At 63.3% G+C, this 15,661-nt stretch carries 14 protein-coding genes; 7 read left to right on the top strand and 7 right to left on the bottom strand.

The window, feature by feature from the left end; genetic code table 11:
• From fliN to fliQ, 4 genes are read left to right on the top strand one after another with little or no spacing between them, the layout of a single operon-like run.
• Positions 1–579, top strand: a complete 579-nt coding sequence (gene fliN / locus K9F62_06495) for a flagellar motor switch protein FliN (GenBank protein ID UJX42319.1) — start codon at positions 1–3, stop codon at positions 577–579.
• A gap of 34 nt (positions 580–613) precedes the next feature.
• Positions 614–991, top strand: coding sequence for a flagellar biosynthetic protein FliO (fliO, locus tag K9F62_06490; GenBank protein ID UJX43151.1), 378 nt, complete (start codon positions 614–616; stop codon positions 989–991).
• The gene (gene fliP, locus K9F62_06485) at positions 978–1,736 is read left to right on the top strand and encodes a flagellar type III secretion system pore protein FliP (GenBank protein UJX43150.1); all 759 of its coding nucleotides are present in this window, start codon (positions 978–980) and stop codon (positions 1,734–1,736) included. Before fliO ends, fliP begins: the two co-directional genes overlap by 14 nt.
• Before the next feature lie 13 nt (positions 1,737–1,749).
• Positions 1,750–2,019 (top strand): flagellar biosynthesis protein FliQ, encoded by a 270-nt coding sequence (gene fliQ, locus K9F62_06480; GenBank protein ID UJX42318.1) that lies wholly within the window; start codon positions 1,750–1,752, stop codon positions 2,017–2,019.
• A gap of 185 nt (positions 2,020–2,204) precedes the next feature.
• Here the strand turns inward: fliQ and K9F62_06475 are convergent, their stop codons facing one another.
• The 7 genes from K9F62_06475 to K9F62_06445 form a co-directional block, all read right to left on the bottom strand.
• Complete coding sequence (locus K9F62_06475; protein ID UJX42317.1) at positions 2,205–3,023, bottom strand: sugar phosphate isomerase/epimerase; 819 nt, start codon at positions 3,021–3,023, stop codon at positions 2,205–2,207.
• 198 nt (positions 3,024–3,221) lie between these two features.
• Positions 3,222–3,998: a hypothetical protein gene (locus tag K9F62_06470; protein UJX42316.1), complete on the bottom strand. Its 777-nt coding sequence runs from the start codon at positions 3,996–3,998 to the stop codon at positions 3,222–3,224.
• Complete coding sequence (locus tag K9F62_06465; protein ID UJX42315.1) at positions 3,999–6,254, bottom strand: L,D-transpeptidase family protein; 2,256 nt, start codon at positions 6,252–6,254, stop codon at positions 3,999–4,001.
• 11 nt (positions 6,255–6,265) lie between these two features.
• Entirely contained in the window at positions 6,266–6,862 is a 597-nt protein-coding gene (gene pyrE, locus K9F62_06460; protein UJX42314.1) for an orotate phosphoribosyltransferase, read from the bottom strand.
• A gap of 141 nt (positions 6,863–7,003) precedes the next feature.
• Positions 7,004–8,305 (bottom strand): adenylosuccinate lyase, encoded by a 1,302-nt coding sequence (gene purB, locus K9F62_06455; protein ID UJX42313.1) that lies wholly within the window; start codon positions 8,303–8,305, stop codon positions 7,004–7,006.
• Positions 8,302–8,643 carry a zinc ribbon domain-containing protein gene (locus K9F62_06450; protein ID UJX42312.1) on the bottom strand — a complete coding sequence of 114 codons (342 nt, stop codon included), beginning with the start codon at positions 8,641–8,643 and terminating at the stop codon, positions 8,302–8,304. Before K9F62_06450 ends, purB begins: the two co-directional genes overlap by 4 nt.
• Positions 8,644–9,060: 417 nt before the next feature.
• Positions 9,061–10,227 (bottom strand): homocysteine biosynthesis protein, encoded by a 1,167-nt coding sequence (locus K9F62_06445; GenBank protein UJX42311.1) that lies wholly within the window; start codon positions 10,225–10,227, stop codon positions 9,061–9,063.
• Positions 10,228–10,425: 198 nt separating this feature from the next.
• On the opposite strand from K9F62_06445, the gene K9F62_06440 reads away from it, so the two are divergent.
• The 3 genes from K9F62_06440 to gyrB all read left to right on the top strand — a co-directional run bounded on the left by K9F62_06440 (position 10,426) and on the right by gyrB (position 15,570).
• Positions 10,426–11,763, top strand: coding sequence for an AAA family ATPase (locus tag K9F62_06440; GenBank protein ID UJX42310.1), 1,338 nt, complete (start codon positions 10,426–10,428; stop codon positions 11,761–11,763).
• Positions 11,764–11,950: 187 nt separating this feature from the next.
• Positions 11,951–13,141: a DNA polymerase III subunit beta gene (dnaN, locus tag K9F62_06435; GenBank protein UJX42309.1), complete on the top strand. Its 1,191-nt coding sequence runs from the start codon at positions 11,951–11,953 to the stop codon at positions 13,139–13,141.
• Positions 13,138–15,570 carry a DNA topoisomerase (ATP-hydrolyzing) subunit B gene (gene gyrB / locus K9F62_06430; protein UJX42308.1) on the top strand — a complete coding sequence of 811 codons (2,433 nt, stop codon included), beginning with the start codon at positions 13,138–13,140 and terminating at the stop codon, positions 15,568–15,570. Before dnaN ends, gyrB begins: the two co-directional genes overlap by 4 nt.
• Positions 15,571–15,661 lie beyond the last annotated feature (91 nt).

The following is a 15,661-nucleotide window of genomic DNA, read 5'->3' as shown; positions in this document are numbered from 1 at the left end:
ATGACTCCCGACGACATCGATCAGGACAAGCTCGCCGCCGAATGGGCCGCGGCTCTGGAGGATCAGGAGGACGAAAAGCCGGCCTCCCAGTCGGACATCGACGCTCTGTTCGACCAGCCCGGCGGCGCAGCCCCGGCCGGGGACAGCGGCGCCGGCCAGGACGACGCCCTGGCCTCCGAATGGGCCTCCGCCCTGGCCGACGAGGAAGAGCAGTCCATCAAGAGCGAACGGAACCAGGAAGCCTTGTCCCGGCAAAGCGCCGCGGCCCAATTCAAGAATTTGACGGCGGAGGCCAAGGCCCCGCGTCCGGAAGGCGTGCGCCGCGACCTGGACTTCATCCTGGACATTCCGCTGGACGTCTCGGCCGAACTCGGCCGCACCAAGCTGCTCATCAACGAATTGCTGCAACTCGGCCAGGGCTCGGTCATCGAACTCAACAAGCTGGCCGGCGAGCCCCTGGAAATCTACGTCAACGGCAAGCTGGTGGCCCGGGGCGAAGCCGTGGTCATCAACGAAAAGTTCGGCGTGCGCCTAACCGACATCATAAGCCCCATCGAACGGGTGAAACAGCTTGCCTGATCCCGCAACCGCTGTCTCCGCCGCCACGCCGCCGATGCCCCCGGCCTCGGACTACGGGCTGGCCGGAGCGGCCATCCACATGGGCCTGGCCCTGCTCCTCATTCTGGCGATCATTTTCGCCGCCTACTGGGTGTTGCGCCGCTTCGGGCCCAAGTTCGGCCTGGGACCGGCCGGCCGGGGCGGCATGCTGCGGCTCATGGCCCACCTGAGTCTTGGTCCCCGCAAAAGCATCATCGTGGTCCGATTCTTGAATGCCGATAATGTGGCCAAGGATATGGTCCTTGGCGTCACGGACCACTCCATCACGCTTTTGACCGAGGACCATGCGCCCCATGACACCGCTGCCGCCACCGAATTCGCCGCTGCCCTGGCCGAAAAAACCCGCCGCCAGGGCGACGATTCTCCGTCCTAGCCTGCTCGTTCTCGCGGCCGCTGTCGGCATCGTGCTCGTGGCCGCCGCTTCGGCCCTGGCCCAGGACACCCCGAGCCTGACCCTGTCCCTGGCCGCCGGGCAGACCCAGCCGGAACGCGTCTCCACCCTGCTCGAAATCCTTTTCGCCCTGACCGTGCTGTCCCTGGCGCCGGCCTTCGTGCTGACGGTGACGTCGTTTACCCGCATCATCATCGTCTTCTCGTTTCTGCGCCAGGCCATGGGCGTGCCGCAGGTGCCGCCGTCCCAGATCCTGGCCAGCCTTGCCATCTTTTTGACCTGCGTCATCATGTACCCCACGGGCAAGGCCATAAACGACAATGCGCTCCAGCCCTACCTGAACGAACAGATCGGCTTCACCGAGGCGCTCAAAAAGGCCGAGGCGCCGCTGCGGGAATTTCTCTTCAAGCACACTCGGGAAAAGGACCTGTCGGTTTTTTACACCGTGACCAAGATGGAGCGGCCCAAGGACAAGGCCGAGGTGCCGACGACCATGCTCGCGGCCGGATTCATCATCAGCGAACTCAAGACCGCCTTTACCATCGGCTTTCTCATCTACATCCCCTTTCTCATCCTCGACATGGTCATTTCGAGCATTCTTTTGGCCATGGGCATGATGATGCTGCCGCCGGCCACCATCGCCATGCCGTTCAAGCTGCTGCTCTTCGTGCTGGTCGACGGCTGGGGGCTCATGGTAGCCTCCCTCGTCAACTCGTTTAATACGTAAGGAGGTCCGTCCCATGACGACGGATATGGTTGTGGCCCTGTCGCGACAGGCCATCGAAACGGCGCTTTTTCTGGCCCTGCCCATGCTCGGGGTGTCGCTGGTCGTGGGTGTGGTGATCTCGGTGCTCCAGGCCGCCACCCAGATTCAGGAAATGACGCTCACCTTCGTGCCGAAGATCCTCTCCATGTTCATCGCCCTGCTCGTCGCCTTCCCCTGGATGATGGACAAGATGATCAACTTCACGAAGGAGCTTTTCATGAATATTCCGAACTACCTGCGCTGAGGCGGACCGGTCAGGCCAAAGCCCCCTTCCCGCCCCACCTTCCTAATGGGGCAAAAGACGCATTTTGGCCGCTTTTTTCCAAGCGGCGCACGCAGCATCGTTTTTTCCTGAAAAATGCCCAAAAAGGCTGCCTCCGGCCCTATGGACGGCCGGTTGGCCCCTTGCGTTGCCGCAAGCGGGCCGCGTCAGCTGGCGAAGAAGTCCGGCCGGGACCGGGCGAAGGCCAGGGCCTGGGCGTAGGCGGCGGAAGAGTGGGGCTCGAAGGTCACGGTGGGACGCAGGCCGCGCCTGGCCAGCAGCTCGAACAGGGCGTCAAAGGGAATGCTCCCCTGCCCCGGTCCCAGATGCTCGTCGAAAGCGCCGTCGTTGTCGTGCAGGTGCATGTGGAGCAGATACGGGGCAAAGGCCGCGACCCAGTCGGCCAGATCGCCCCGGACGCTGCCCCCGGCGAAACTGTGCCAGTGGCCGATGTCGAAGCAGATGCCGACGCGCTCCCGTTGCCCCTCGTCAAGCCGTTCGCGCAGCGCCTCGACCGCGCCGGTCACCGTGGCCGGGTCGGCCTCGTGGGTGTTTTCCAGGCACAACGGCGGATGGTCGGGCCAGGCGGCCAGGACAGCGGCCCAGGTGTCGGCGGCCCGGGCCGCCCAGTCGCTAAACGAACGGATGTAGAGAAACCGGTTGTAGGCGCTGTGCCCGACCATGCGACGGGGGGCGTAGATGGCCGCCGTTTCCAGGGCCGCCAGCAGCCTGTCCCGGGTGGCCGTCCGGATGCGGGCGTCGGCGCTGCCGGGCTGGAGATCGAAAAACGGCAGATGCAGGGTGCACGGCAGGCCGGCGTCCGCCAGCCGCTTGGCCAATTCCCTGTGCCAGGCCGGCGTCTTGGCATCCATGAGCACCGGATCGAGGCCCAATTCCGGCGGCACCCCACCCTCAAGGTGACGCAGCACCAGGGCCGGATCGCGATCCGCCACGCGCAGGTTCAAATTGACGTAGTACCGGGTCATGGGTTTGCCTTATCGAAATGGCGCCGGGGGAGAACCTTTTTGAAAAAAGGTTCTCCCCCGGACCCCCTCTCCAAAAACTTTTAACGGTATCAGTATGTTATTCGTCCAATCCAGTTGAAAAGTTTAGGAAAGGGAGAGCGCGAGAGGGGAGAACCCTTTGCAAAAGGGTTTCCCCTCTCGCATCTCTCTGCCCTTCCTTCACTTCTTCATTCCTTCCTTCATGGGGTACGTCTGGGCGAAGATGATCTTGCCGGACGGGTCCAGCACGGTGAGCTTGAGGGCGTAGGCGTCCCGGACGTCGGCCTTTTGCGGCAGGGGCAGGCTGGCCGATATCTGTTTGAAGTGCTGGATCTGGAAGGACAGTTCGTCCTTGTCGGCCGTAAGCGGCAGCAGGCTGGCGTCGTTGCCGACGAGCGCCGCCTCGACGCGGCCGGAAAGGTTGGTCTGTTGGGGGGTGACGTTACTGAGGTCGAAACCGAGCAGCAGCTTTTTCCCCTCGACCTTCATGCGCAGATTGTCGATGCCGATCTGCCCCGCATCCACCCGGGTCAGCAGTTTGGCCAGGTCCGGGCGCTCCGACTTGGCGGGTTCGCGCTCCTTGCCGCCGTTTTTGGCGACTTCCCCGCCGGCCCCGGCCCGGGGCTTCCACCAGCCGGGATCGTCGGGATTGTAGGAGCCGATCAGGGTCTCAAGCTCGGTGATATCCCGGGTGCGCAAAATTTTTTCGATATTTTCCAGCCGGATGAGCTTTTCGCCGGCCGCGTCCAGTTCCTTGCTGGTAGCGGCCTGATGCCGGGCCAAAAGCAGGTTGTCCTGGCGCAGATGGTAGGCCACGGCAACAGCCGCCGCGAGAAGAAGCAGCAAACCGAGGGGAACGAGCCACAGGCAGCGCAACAGCCACACCGAGGTCCGATAACGGCGCACGCCGGCGCCATCGCGCAGCAGCAGGATATCTATCTTGCCGCCGGCCGCCATCTACATCCGGCTCCATTGTTCATCGACAATGGCGTAGCCGTTGCCCGAAGGCTCGAGCGTCAGGGTCTTGCGGCCATGATCCGACCCGCCGTCCTTGCTGGCGTAATCCTGGACGCAGGTTACCACGAATCCGTCCTTGCGGGGACGTATCCGGACATCCGACAAGACGACCTTGCTCGGGGCCTTGTCCTTCCACAGATCGGCCTTATCCTCGCGGATGGCCTGCCGGCTGCGGCGATCGCCCTGGATGGCGTTATCGGCGTAAAAATCGCTGTAGGCGTCGAGTTTGCCGCTTTCCCAGGCCTTGCGCCAGGATTCGACCATGGCCGCGACAGCGGCTTCCCGATCCTTTTCCGTGGCTTTGGCCGGAGTCTGGGCCTTGGCCGCAGTCGCCGCCTGGGGCGCGCCCGGAGCGGGGGGCGCGGGCGTCGCGGCAACGGTCACCGCAGCGGCGGTCGGCACTTCCGGACGATTCTTGGACCAGCGCTCGGCACTGATGAGCAGCCGATCGCCCGACGGCACCAGGGTCAGGCTTTTGAAACCCTTGCTCTCCCGCCGGCCCTTGGCCTGGTAGACCTGGGCGCAGACCACGTCGAAGCCGTCCGCCGCCTTGCCGGCGGCAACGACCCGCATGTCCACGCGCTCGGGCCTGGCTCCCCGCCACACGCCTTCCTTCTGGCGGCGGATGGCGTCCTTGCCGCGCAGGTTGCCCAGGCGCGCGCCATCGGCGTAAAAGTTGAGGTAGCCGTCCATGTCGGCATTTTCCCAGGCCTTGCTCCAACCCGCGACCGTGGCGGCGATGCGGGCGGTCTGTCCGGCGTCAAGGGGCGCGGGACCGGCCGCTTTGGCGGCGGTGGCGGGAGCCCAGGGCCCGGCGGACGCGTCCGGTGCGGCTTCCTGGCGGTCCTTGGCCGCAGCCGGAGCCTGGGCCGGAGCCGGCGTGGCCACGGCCACGGTGACAGGCGTGGGCGGCGTCGGGGCGGTTGCCACGGCCGGGGCGGGGACCGGCGTCGGCTTGGCAGGGGTCGCCGGGGCCGGTTGCGCCGGGGCCTGGGCAATGGCCGGCGGCGCGGGCGGCACCTGGCGCATGGCGTCCGTGGCCACGGGAGCGCCGGTCGACTGGTTGACCTGGCCGCTGTTGGCCACTTCCAGGATGGCCTCATCCTCGGGCGTATGCTGAGGGGGCAGCGACAACGTGCTGAAGGCCTTGCGGGCCATCTTTTCCATGATCGCCTGATGGGCGTCCACGAGCTGGCGAACCTGCACCTCTTCCTCGCTCGGGCTGTCGGGCTTGCGGGTATCGGTGTCCGCCTCGTCGGGGGAAGCCGGTTTGCCGCTCGTCTTGGCCGAAGCCAGGGTGACGGGCATCTCCTCGTATTCCATGCCGACGATGCGGAAGCGGCCGTCGGCCCCGCGCTGCCAGTACAGGCGCTTTATGCCCTGGGAGGTCAGGGTCGGCGAGCGGTAGAGCTGGACGAAATAGGTGACCCAGTAATCGGGGCCGGCAATGGCCCGCACGTCGGAGAGGTCCACCTTGATCCAGGGCAGGGCCCGGAACAGGCGTTCCTTGTGGCTGCGAAAAGCGGAAAAAGGCGAGCCCTCGGTGATGGAGAACTTTTCCGGGTCGTGGAAATCGAAAAAGGCCGGCGATTTATTCTGCCAGGCCTTGGCCCAGGCGTAGGTGTCGGCCACCACTTCCTTGGCCTCTTCGCGCAGCTTGGCCGCGTCCCGGCCGCCGAAGCGCACCTGGTCGGCGATGACCACGGGCATGCCCTCGGCCATCTCCGGGTCCACCTGATGGATGTTGGCCATGCTCAGAGCCACGCAGCCCTGGGTCTCGTAGGGAGTGATGGGATGGCCCCGGCCGTGGATCCAGATGCCGTGGCCGGATTTACGGCGCAACACGTCGGCCGGATTGGGGAAATTAAGCGGAAAGGCCAGATCGCCGTAAAGCTCGTAGTTGAGGCCCGAGGACTTGCGACGGGTAATAAAATAGACCCCTTCCGGGGTCTTGAGATCGCCTTCCTTGAACTTGTCGCCCAGGGCCTGCCCCGTGGCGCAGGGAATCTCCGCCAGGACCCGAAGCGGGCTGTGGCGGGAGAGCAGGGCGAAGGATTGGGCTTTCTTGTCGACAGCCACGAAACGCGGCGGCGTGGAATCCATGTCCACAATGTCCGCCGTCCATTCGCCCCTCGCCCGGCCGCCGCAAACCAGCAGCAGACAGGCGACGATTATGATCTGGCCAATGCGCTTCATGGCCTCTCGCGTCATGTGCCCTGTTGGGAGCCAGCCGCCGCCAGCAGAGCATGACGGGTGAAGATGGAAAGGAGCGGAAACCCGCGTTCGGCCAGGCGTTCGGTCCCGCCTTCCTCCCGGTCGAGCACCGTGACCACGGCGCCGACCGAAAGCCCCGCGTCCTGAACCCGGTCGATGACCGTCATGAGCGTGCCGCCGGTGGTCACCACATCCTCGAGCAAGGCCACCTTGTCCCCGGGGCGGAAGTTGGAAAGGCCTTCCAGAAACTGGTTGGTGCCGTGTCCCTTGGCGGCCTTGCGCACAATGAACGCCGGCATGGGCCGGCCGCGCAGATGGGAAACGAGGCTGACCGCCGTGACCAGCGGATCGGCCCCCAGCGTCATGCCGCCGACGCCGACGATGCCCTGGGGCAGCAGATCGAAAAGAAGATTCCCGATGAGCCAAGCCCCTTCGGGATACAGCGCCGTCTGCTTGCAGTCGAAGTAGTAATCGCTTTTGCGGCCCGACGTCAGGGTGACTTCGCCGGCCCGATAGGATTTTTCCAGAAGCAACGCGGCCAGACGACCACGCATGGCCCCGGCATCCAATTCCCCGCACGCAAACGACATGAGATTCCCCGTTTTGCCCGATTATCGGTTTCGTACCAGATGACGGGCCGGTTTGGAAAGCGTTTCGCCAAGCCGTATGACGACCGCCGGCGCTTTCTCGTCCTGTCGCGATCCGGCGCGTCCCGGCAACCCCGGAGCCGATCAGGCAATGCTGCCGAACACGCGGGAATAAATCAAATTTTCGTGTTTGAGATAATAGCTCGGATCAAAGAGCGCATCGAGATTCCCGGTCGTCAATCTGGCCGTTATGGCCGGATCGGCGCGCACCGCGTCCGGAAACGACTTCCGGCCTTCCCAGCAGGCCATGGCCACCTTCTGCACGGCCTCGTAGGCTTTCTGCCGGTCCATGCCCGTCTCGATCAGGGCCAGAAGCACGCGCTGGGAGTAGAAAAGCCCGTAGGAAGCCATCATGTTGCGGGCCATGTTGTCCGGATTGACCTTGAGATTCTTCAAAATTTTGGTCAGCCGGGCCACGGTGTAGTCGGCCAGGATGGTGGAGTCGGGCATGATGACGCGCTCGACCGAGGAATGGGAGATGTCGCGCTCGTGCCAAAGCGCCATGTTCTCCATGGCGGCCAGGGCGTTTGTGCGCACAAGCCTGGAGAGGCCGCAGATGTTCTCGGCCGAGATGGGATTTTTCTTGTGCGGCATGGCCGACGAGCCTTTCTGGCCCTTGGCGAAGCCTTCCTCGGCCTCAAGCACCTCGGTGCGCTGGAGGTGGCGCAGTTCGGTGGCCATGCGCTCCACCCCGCCGGCGAGAAGGGCCAGGGAGGTGAAAAAGGCGGCATGGCGGTCGCGCTGCACGATCTGGGTAGAAACCGGGTCCACGGCCAGATCGAGCCTTTTGAGGGCGATTTCCTCGACCTTGGGGTCGAGGTGGGCATAGCCGCCCACGGCCCCGGAAATCTTGCCCACCTTCACCCCGGCCGTGGCCGTGGCCACACGTTCACGGTGGCGGGTGAATTCGGCGTAAAAGGAGGCCATCTTCATGCCGAAGCTCAAGGGTTCGGCATGGACGCCGTGGGTGCGGCCGATCATGAGCTGGCCCTTGTAGCGCATGGCCAGGTCGCGAATGACCTCAAGCAACCCGTCGATGGTGGCGAGCACCATGTCACCGGCCCGGCCGAGCAGCAGGCCGTTGGCCGTATCCACGATGTCCGACGAGGTGCAGCCCAGGTGGATGAACCGGGCGGCCGGCCCCACCCGCTCTTCCACGGCGGTCAGGAAGGCGATGACGTCGTGGCGGGTGACCTGCTCGATTTCCAGGATACGGTTGACGTCGAAATCGGCTTTCTGGCGGATGATATCCATGTCCGCCGCCGGGATGCGGCCAAGCTCGGTCCAGGCCTCGCACACGGCCAGCTCCACCTCGAGCCAGGCCCGGAAACGGTTTTCCAGGGTCCACAGCGCGCCCATGGCCTCTCTGGTGTAACGCTCGATCATGCGTTCTCCTTGGCGTCGCCGCCGGATTCGGGGGATTGGCCGTCGCCCTCCTCTTCTTCCTCGGACAAGGGAACGGACGGATCGCGGGCAAGCTGGGGGATGGGCACGGTGGCGCCCTTGATGGTGCCCTTGCCGTCCTTCTGGAAGGAGCCGGGGCGGCGTTTCACGTAATCGGTGGCGTAAAAGCCGGTGCCCTTGAGCGCGAAAGCGGACAGAGAGACAATGCGCGGGGCGGATTTGCCGCACTGCGGACAGGCGGCGTCGCTCTCGTCGCCGGCCCGGCGCAGTTCCTCGAACACCCGGCCGCAGGCCGGACATTCGTATTCATACAAGGGCATGGGAGCCCCTCCGGTACTTTATTGAAAAGGCAATGCGAGAGGGGAAACCCTTTGAAAAGGGTTCTCCCCTCTCGCGCTCTCCCCTTCCTAAACTTTCAACTGTGGCTGATGTTATCGTACGAACATCATAACCTAGCAAAAGTTTTGGGAAAGGGGGTCCGGGGGGAAACCTTTTTTCAAAAAGGTTTCCCCCCGGCATCTTTTCCTAAAAAATAGGCGCTAGGCCTTTTTTTCGGCGATGGCCTGGCGAACGCGCTCTTTGAGGCGCTCCTTACGGCGCTTGCGGCGACGGTCCAGTTCCTTGTGGCGCTCGATCTTTTTATGCTTGGACATGGCGTACCCTCCTGTCTGATGAAAGAACTCGATGCCGTAGCAAAGGATGCGCGACTTGTCCAGCCGCAATCCCCTGCATCCCCCCTATTCCGAGGGAATGCGCTCCACCGGCTCGGTCAGCAGGAACTTGCCCTGCTCGATCCAGGATTTGAGCGTTTGCGCCACTTCCAGGGACATGGACAGGCTCGTGACCGGCACGGCCTGGGTCGGCTTGCCGTTGACGACCACTTCGCCCGAGCGGCATTCGGCGTAGGTGACGTAGCCGAGCACCCGGCCGATGCCGTTGGGATAGTCGTGGCCGTAGTCCTTGATCGGCAGTTCGATATCGGCGTCGGAAACGCCGGTGAAAAAGGCCATGTCCTCGTTTAGTATGGGAATGGGGATGCCCACGCCCACGGCCATGGACACGCCGTAGCCGAGCACGGACACCGCCCGCACGTAGCGCGGGTTCATGCCCTTGAGGTCGCCCTTGAGCATGAGCGTGCCCGAGGCGGAAAGCGGAATGCCGCGTTCGTTGCGCTTGGGTTTGGGGTCGTGCTGGGTGCCGGCCCCGATGACGTAGCCCACGCCGCCGCCGAGGAAGATGCGGGTGCCAAGGCCGATGGTCTTCAAATAGGGGTCGTTGAAAAGCGGCGACAGTTCGCCGGCGGTGGCGAAATTGGCGTTTTTGGCGTTTGGCCGCAGCGGCCCCATGTAGGTATAGACGATGCGGCTGGTCAGGTTCACCGCCACATTGTAGTTCTGATAGCAGTTGCGGGGGTTTAAAAGCGCCGCATACTTGAGGTCGGCCAGCGTCACGTCCTTTTCCAGGCTGCGGCGGGGATAGCAGTCCGTGCCGTAGGCCTCGCACCAGAGCCGCACCGCCTTGCCGCGCAGGAGATCCTCGATGACGTGGGCGCCGCCGTATTTGAACCGGCCCGGGTGGATCTTATTGAGGGGATCGTCCTTGGGCAGCTCGGTGGCGCCGAGGTAGGCGTCCACGGCGGCCAGGCCGGCATGGGCCGGGATATTGTTGAGCCGGACCTTCTGGGCTTTTATGGTCGGCGCTTCCTGGCCGAAATTGAAAAGCATGCCCGACGAGCACATGGGCGAAAAGGTGCCCGTGGCCACGACATCCACTTCCCTGGCCGCCTTGACCTTGCCCAGGCGCCTTACCGCATCGACCATTTCGGCGGCCGTCAGGACCACAGCCTTGCCCTTTTCGATGCGTTTGTTGATCTCCGCGACGGTTTTTTTCACCTCATGGGTCATGGCGACTCTCCCTTTGTCCCGCCTTGCGGCCGGCAGGGGCTCTATTTGGCCCATTTCGGCCTTATTGGCAACACGGTGGGGTCCCCCCTTGGCTTCAAAGCAAAACTAGGCTATAAAGGCATTTCCTGGCGGCCTGGGGGAGAGGCCCGGATATCGTACCCAACACACCAATATGCCTGTAAAATTTAGAGCGGACCGATGAAGCCCGTGCCTGTGATCGATTCCGGTGACGGCGTGCTCAAGGACGACCTCCGACAGCATTTGTCGCGCACCTGTCCCGAACAGGAACTGCGCCGCTGGTACGATCCGCTCGACCTTTCGGTCAGCGCGTCGGAGCATTGCTGCCTCGTGCGCTTTCCCCACGCCTATTTCGCCGCCTGGTTCGAAACCTCCGTCAGGGACCTTTTCGAAAAGGAAGTGGGCCGGTTTCTCGGCAACGGCTACGCCGTGCGCTACCAGACGCGCTGCGCCGGGGGCGACAAGCGCCAGCCCCTGGCCACCCTGCGGGCGGTGACGGATTTCCCCTACGGCCACCGTTTCACCTTCGAGACCTTTTTAGCCAACGAAAAAAACCACTTTCCCCTGGCCCTGGCCCGGGAAGTGGCCGGCGGACGCGAGGTGCGCTACAATCCGTTTTTGCTTTGCGGCCCGTCCGGCGCCGGCAAGACCCATCTGCTGCGGGCCATGGCCAATGCCGTAAGCCGCTCGCGCCCCGACGCCACCGTCTTTTTCGGCTCCATCGACGACATCGGCAACCGCTATGCCGACGCCACGGCCAATCTGCACGAGATCCGCGCCGCCATCGCGGCCCATGATTTCCTTTTTATAGACGAGCTGGCCGACGTCAAACGCGACCCGATCCTGGAACAGGAACTGGTGCTGCTTTTCAACGCCTTTCACGACGCGGGCAAGCAGATGGTCTTTTCCTGCCGGGAACGCGTGGCCTCCGGCGACTTCGGCCCCACCCTCAAATCCAGGCTGGAATGGGGGCTCATGGTCCATTTGAAGCTCCCGGACCTCGACGTGCGCGTGCGCTGCGTGGAGCACGCCAACCGCGACAAGCGCCTGGGGCTCTCCCGCGAACAAGCGCTCACCCTGGCCAGCCGGTTCGAGGGCTTCCGCCAGCTCGAAGGCGTGCTGCTGCGCATCGAGGCCTTCCGCCGCCACACCGGCCAGGAACTGACCGATGCGGAACTGGCGCGCCATATCCGCCTGTCCGAGGACCGCAAGGCCCCGGAACTGACCCCGGAGCGCATCCTGGCCGTGTGCGCCGACCACTTCGAGCTGAGCGTGGCCGACATCACCGGCCATTCCCGGCGCAAGGAACTGGTCTTCGCCCGCCAGGCCTCCATGGCCCTTTGCCGCGCGCTGCTCGGCATGTCCTACCCGGCCCTGGGCAAGGTTTTCGGCGGCAAGGACCACAGCACGGTCCTCTATTCTATCCGAAAATTTCAGCAATTACAGGATGCTGACAGAGATACGAAACTGATGTTCCGCCAGTTGACGAAAAAGTGCCGCCAAGGAGGCCCGGCATGACGCAAAGTGCGCGGCGCGGCTCCCTCCGTCGCCGGGAGGACGCTTTGCGTTTCCTTTTTTTTCGATATAATCACAAGATGTTATGACATAATGGAACAAACGAACGGCCTTCTACTGATCCAACTAAATTCTTTCCCTTTGCTTGATAAAAGACGGCGTGCGTTTCGCGCCGGCCAAGGAGACGCGCATGCAACTTAAGGTTTTCCGCAACGACATCATCGACGGCCTGCAAAAATCCTCGGGCATCATCCCGGCCAAGACCGGGGCGGCGTTCCTGCGCACCATCTGGCTCGAGGCCACAGGCGACGTCCTGCGCATTCTGTCCACGGACTCGAGCCTCGAATTCACCGGCCAGTACGCGGCCAAAGTGACCGAGGAAGGGCTTTGCGGCGTGCAGGGCAAAAGCTTCTTCGAACTGGTCAGGAAGCTTCCTCCGGGCGAAATCGGGCTCACCCTCGACGCCGAGTCGGGCAACCTGCTCATCAAACAGGGCTCGCGGCGGTACAAGCTGCCCGTGTCCGACCGCAACTGGTTTCAGAATTTCTCGCCCTTCCCCGAGGAAGGCGCGGTCACCTGGTCCGGCGACTTCCTCCAGGAACTCATCGACCGCGTGGCCTATTGCATCTCCGACGAGGACACCATGGAGGCCATGGCCTGCATGGTCTTAAAGCCCGCCGACGAGGCCAAGGTCGAGGTCTGCGGCTTAAACGGCCACCAGTTTTCCCTGGTCGGCTTTTTAAACGACGACATCCACGCCATGTTGCCGGCCGACGGCATCCTCATCCAGAAGAAATACGTGGCCGAACTCAAGCGCTGGCTCTCCGCCGACGAGATCGAGTTGGCCATCAGCCAGAAGCGGCTTTTCTTCCGCACCCAGGAAAAGGACGCGGAAAACGAGGCCGTAGCACCCAAGATCGAGACGTTCAGCCTGCCTTTAAGCTACTACCAGTACCCGGATTACAACACCTTCGTGTCCAAACTGGCCACCGACGGCGTCTCGACGCTCGCCATCAACCGCGACGAGCTGATGGACGCCCTGGAACGCGTGGCCATCTTCAACACCGACAACAACCGGTGCGCCTACTTCCTGTTCGACAATCCCACGGAGCTGTCGCTGCGCAGCCAGGGCCAGGAGGCCGGCGAGGCCACCGAAACCCTGGAATGCGCGTTTACCGGCAGCCTGGACAAGGTGGCCTTTCCCACCAAGGACCTGCTCGATATCCTCGGGCATTTCCATTCGCCCAAAGTCAGCCTGGCCATGACCGGCGCCGAAGGTCCCTGCGGCATCACCGGCGAGGAAGACGGCGACTGCCTGGTCATCATCATGCCCATGAAAATTGTGGAAGAGACGTACTATAGCGAGGAAGACATCGCATGAGTCAGGACAACACGCCCCAGGCGGCCCACGGCCCCCAGGCCTACGACGCCAGTTCCATCACCGTCCTGGAGGGGCTTTCGGCCGTACGCAAACGCCCGGCCATGTATATCGGCTCGACCGACGGCCGGGGCCTGCATCACCTCGTCTGGGAGGTCGTGGACAACTCCATCGACGAATCCATGGCCGGATTTTGCGACCGCATCGTCGTGACCATCCACCTGGACAACTCGGTGACGGTCTCGGACAACGGCCGCGGCATCCCCGTGGACATGCACCCCAAGGAAAAACGCCCGGCCGTGGAAGTGGTCATGACCGTGCTGCACGCCGGCGGCAAGTTCGACAACGAAACGTACAAGGTCTCGGGCGGCCTGCACGGCGTCGGCGTTTCGGTCGTCAACGCCCTGTCGGAATACCTCGAGGTCACGGTGCGCCGCGACGGCAAGAGGTACCAGCAGCGCTACGAGCGCGGCATACCGGTGACGTCGCTGACCGTGATCGGCGAGGCCGATTCCACCGGCACCACCATCCGCTTCAAGCCCGACGACGAGATCTTCGAGACCAACCAGTTCTCCCACGAAACCCTGGTCAAGCGTTTCGAGGAGCTGGCCTACCTCAACCGGGGCCTGGAGATCGACTTCCGCGACGAGCGCAGCAACGAACGCGTCACCTACCGTTTCGACGGCGGGCTCAGGCGCTTCGTGGCCGACCTCAACGCCGGCGAGCAGACCATCCACGACATCATCGACGGCACGGGCGAGATCGACGGCATCGTCACCGACTTCGCCCTGCAATACAACGCCAACTACAAGGAAGAGGTGCTGACCTTCGCCAACAACATCCGCACCCGCGAAGGCGGCACCCACCTGGCCGGGTTCAAGACGGCGCTCACCCGGGCCATCAACACCTATATCGAGAAGTCGGACCTGCCCAAGAAATTCAAGCAGAAGCTGACCGGCGACGACGTGCGCGAAGGGCTCACCGCCGTCATCTCGGTGAAATTGCCCGGACCCCAGTTCGAAGGCCAGACCAAGACCAAGCTCGGCAACTCCGAAGTCGTCGGCATCGTGTCCAAGGTCGTCTTCGAGTCCATGAACGTCCATTTCGAGGAAAACCCGAAAGACGCCAAGGCCATCGTGGAAAAGGCCGTGGACGCGGCCAGAGCCCGCGAGGCGGCGCGCAAGGCCAAGGAGCTGGTGCGGCGCAAGGGCGCGCTCTCCGACCATTCCCTTCCCGGCAAGCTGGCCGACTGCCAGAGCAAGAACCCCGAGGAATCGGAGCTCTTCATCGTCGAGGGCGACTCGGCCGGCGGCTCGGCCAAGCAGGGGCGCGATCCGCGCTTCCAGGCCATCCTGCCGCTGCGCGGCAAGATCTTAAACGTCGAGCGCACCCGCACCGACAAGATGCTCGGCAACAAGGAAATCCGGAACCTCATCACCGCCATGGGCCCGACGCCGACCATGGGCGAGGAGGACGAGGAAAAGGAAACCGAGAACTACGCGCGCCTTCGCTACCACAAGATCGTCATCATGACCGATGCCGACGTGGACGGGGCGCACATCCGCACCCTGCTCCTCACCTTCTTCTTCCGGCGCTACGAAAGGCTCATCGATAACGGCTACATCTACATCGCCCAGCCGCCGCTCTACCGCGTCTTCAAGGGCGATTTCGAGAAGTTCATCAAGGACGACGAGGAGCTCTCCACCTTCCTCATGGGCCGCATCGGCCAGGACGTGTCCGTGGCTTCCGGCGAAAAGGTCTTTGTCGGCGAAGCCCTCTCCCCGCTCCTCGAGAGCATCCGTTCCCTCGAGGCCCGCATTCACGAGGCAGCGACCTATGGCCTGCCCGAGGATATCCTGACCATCCTGCTCGGCTATGATCGCCTGACGCCGTCCGATTTCGCCGCCATGGAAACCCTGCCTTCCGGGTTCATGCCGTATCTGGCCGAAAAAGGCTTCGAGTTCGAGATCGAAACCGAGGAGATCGACGACGAGAAACGGCTTTACGCCGTCTTTATCGCCGCCAACCAGGCCAGGCACCGCATCGCCGTGGAGTTTTTCAGCTCTAAGATCTACCGCTATGCCCACCAGACCTATGGCGAACTCCTGGCCGAGTGCCCGGAGATGCCGCTGACCATCACCCGCAAGGAGGAATCCCGGCAGGTGGCCGGTTTCTTCGAACTCTACAAGACGCTCATGGACGACGCCTTAAAAGGCATCAACATCCAGCGCTACAAAGGTCTTGGCGAAATGAACCCGGAACAGCTCTGGGAAACCACCATGAACCCGGAGAAACGCAGCTTTCTGCAAGTCTCCATCCAGGACGCCGGCGACGCCAACGACATCTTCGACCAGCTCATGGGGGAAAAAGTCGAAGGCCGCCGCACCTTCATCGAACGTAACGCCTTAACGGTGCGGGAGTTGGATATTTAGGGAGGGGGAAGGCATCCGGGGGGAAACTTTTCTGGAGAAAAGTTTCCCCCCGGACCCCCCTTCCAAAGACTTTTAACGGGGTAATGCGGTC

The organism is Desulfovibrio sp. JY, from assembly GCA_021730285.1.
GTDB lineage: Bacteria > Desulfobacterota > Desulfovibrionia > Desulfovibrionales > Desulfovibrionaceae > Solidesulfovibrio.
Note: the sequence above shows the minus strand (reverse complement) of the source record. Positions and strands in the feature narration are given on the sequence as shown.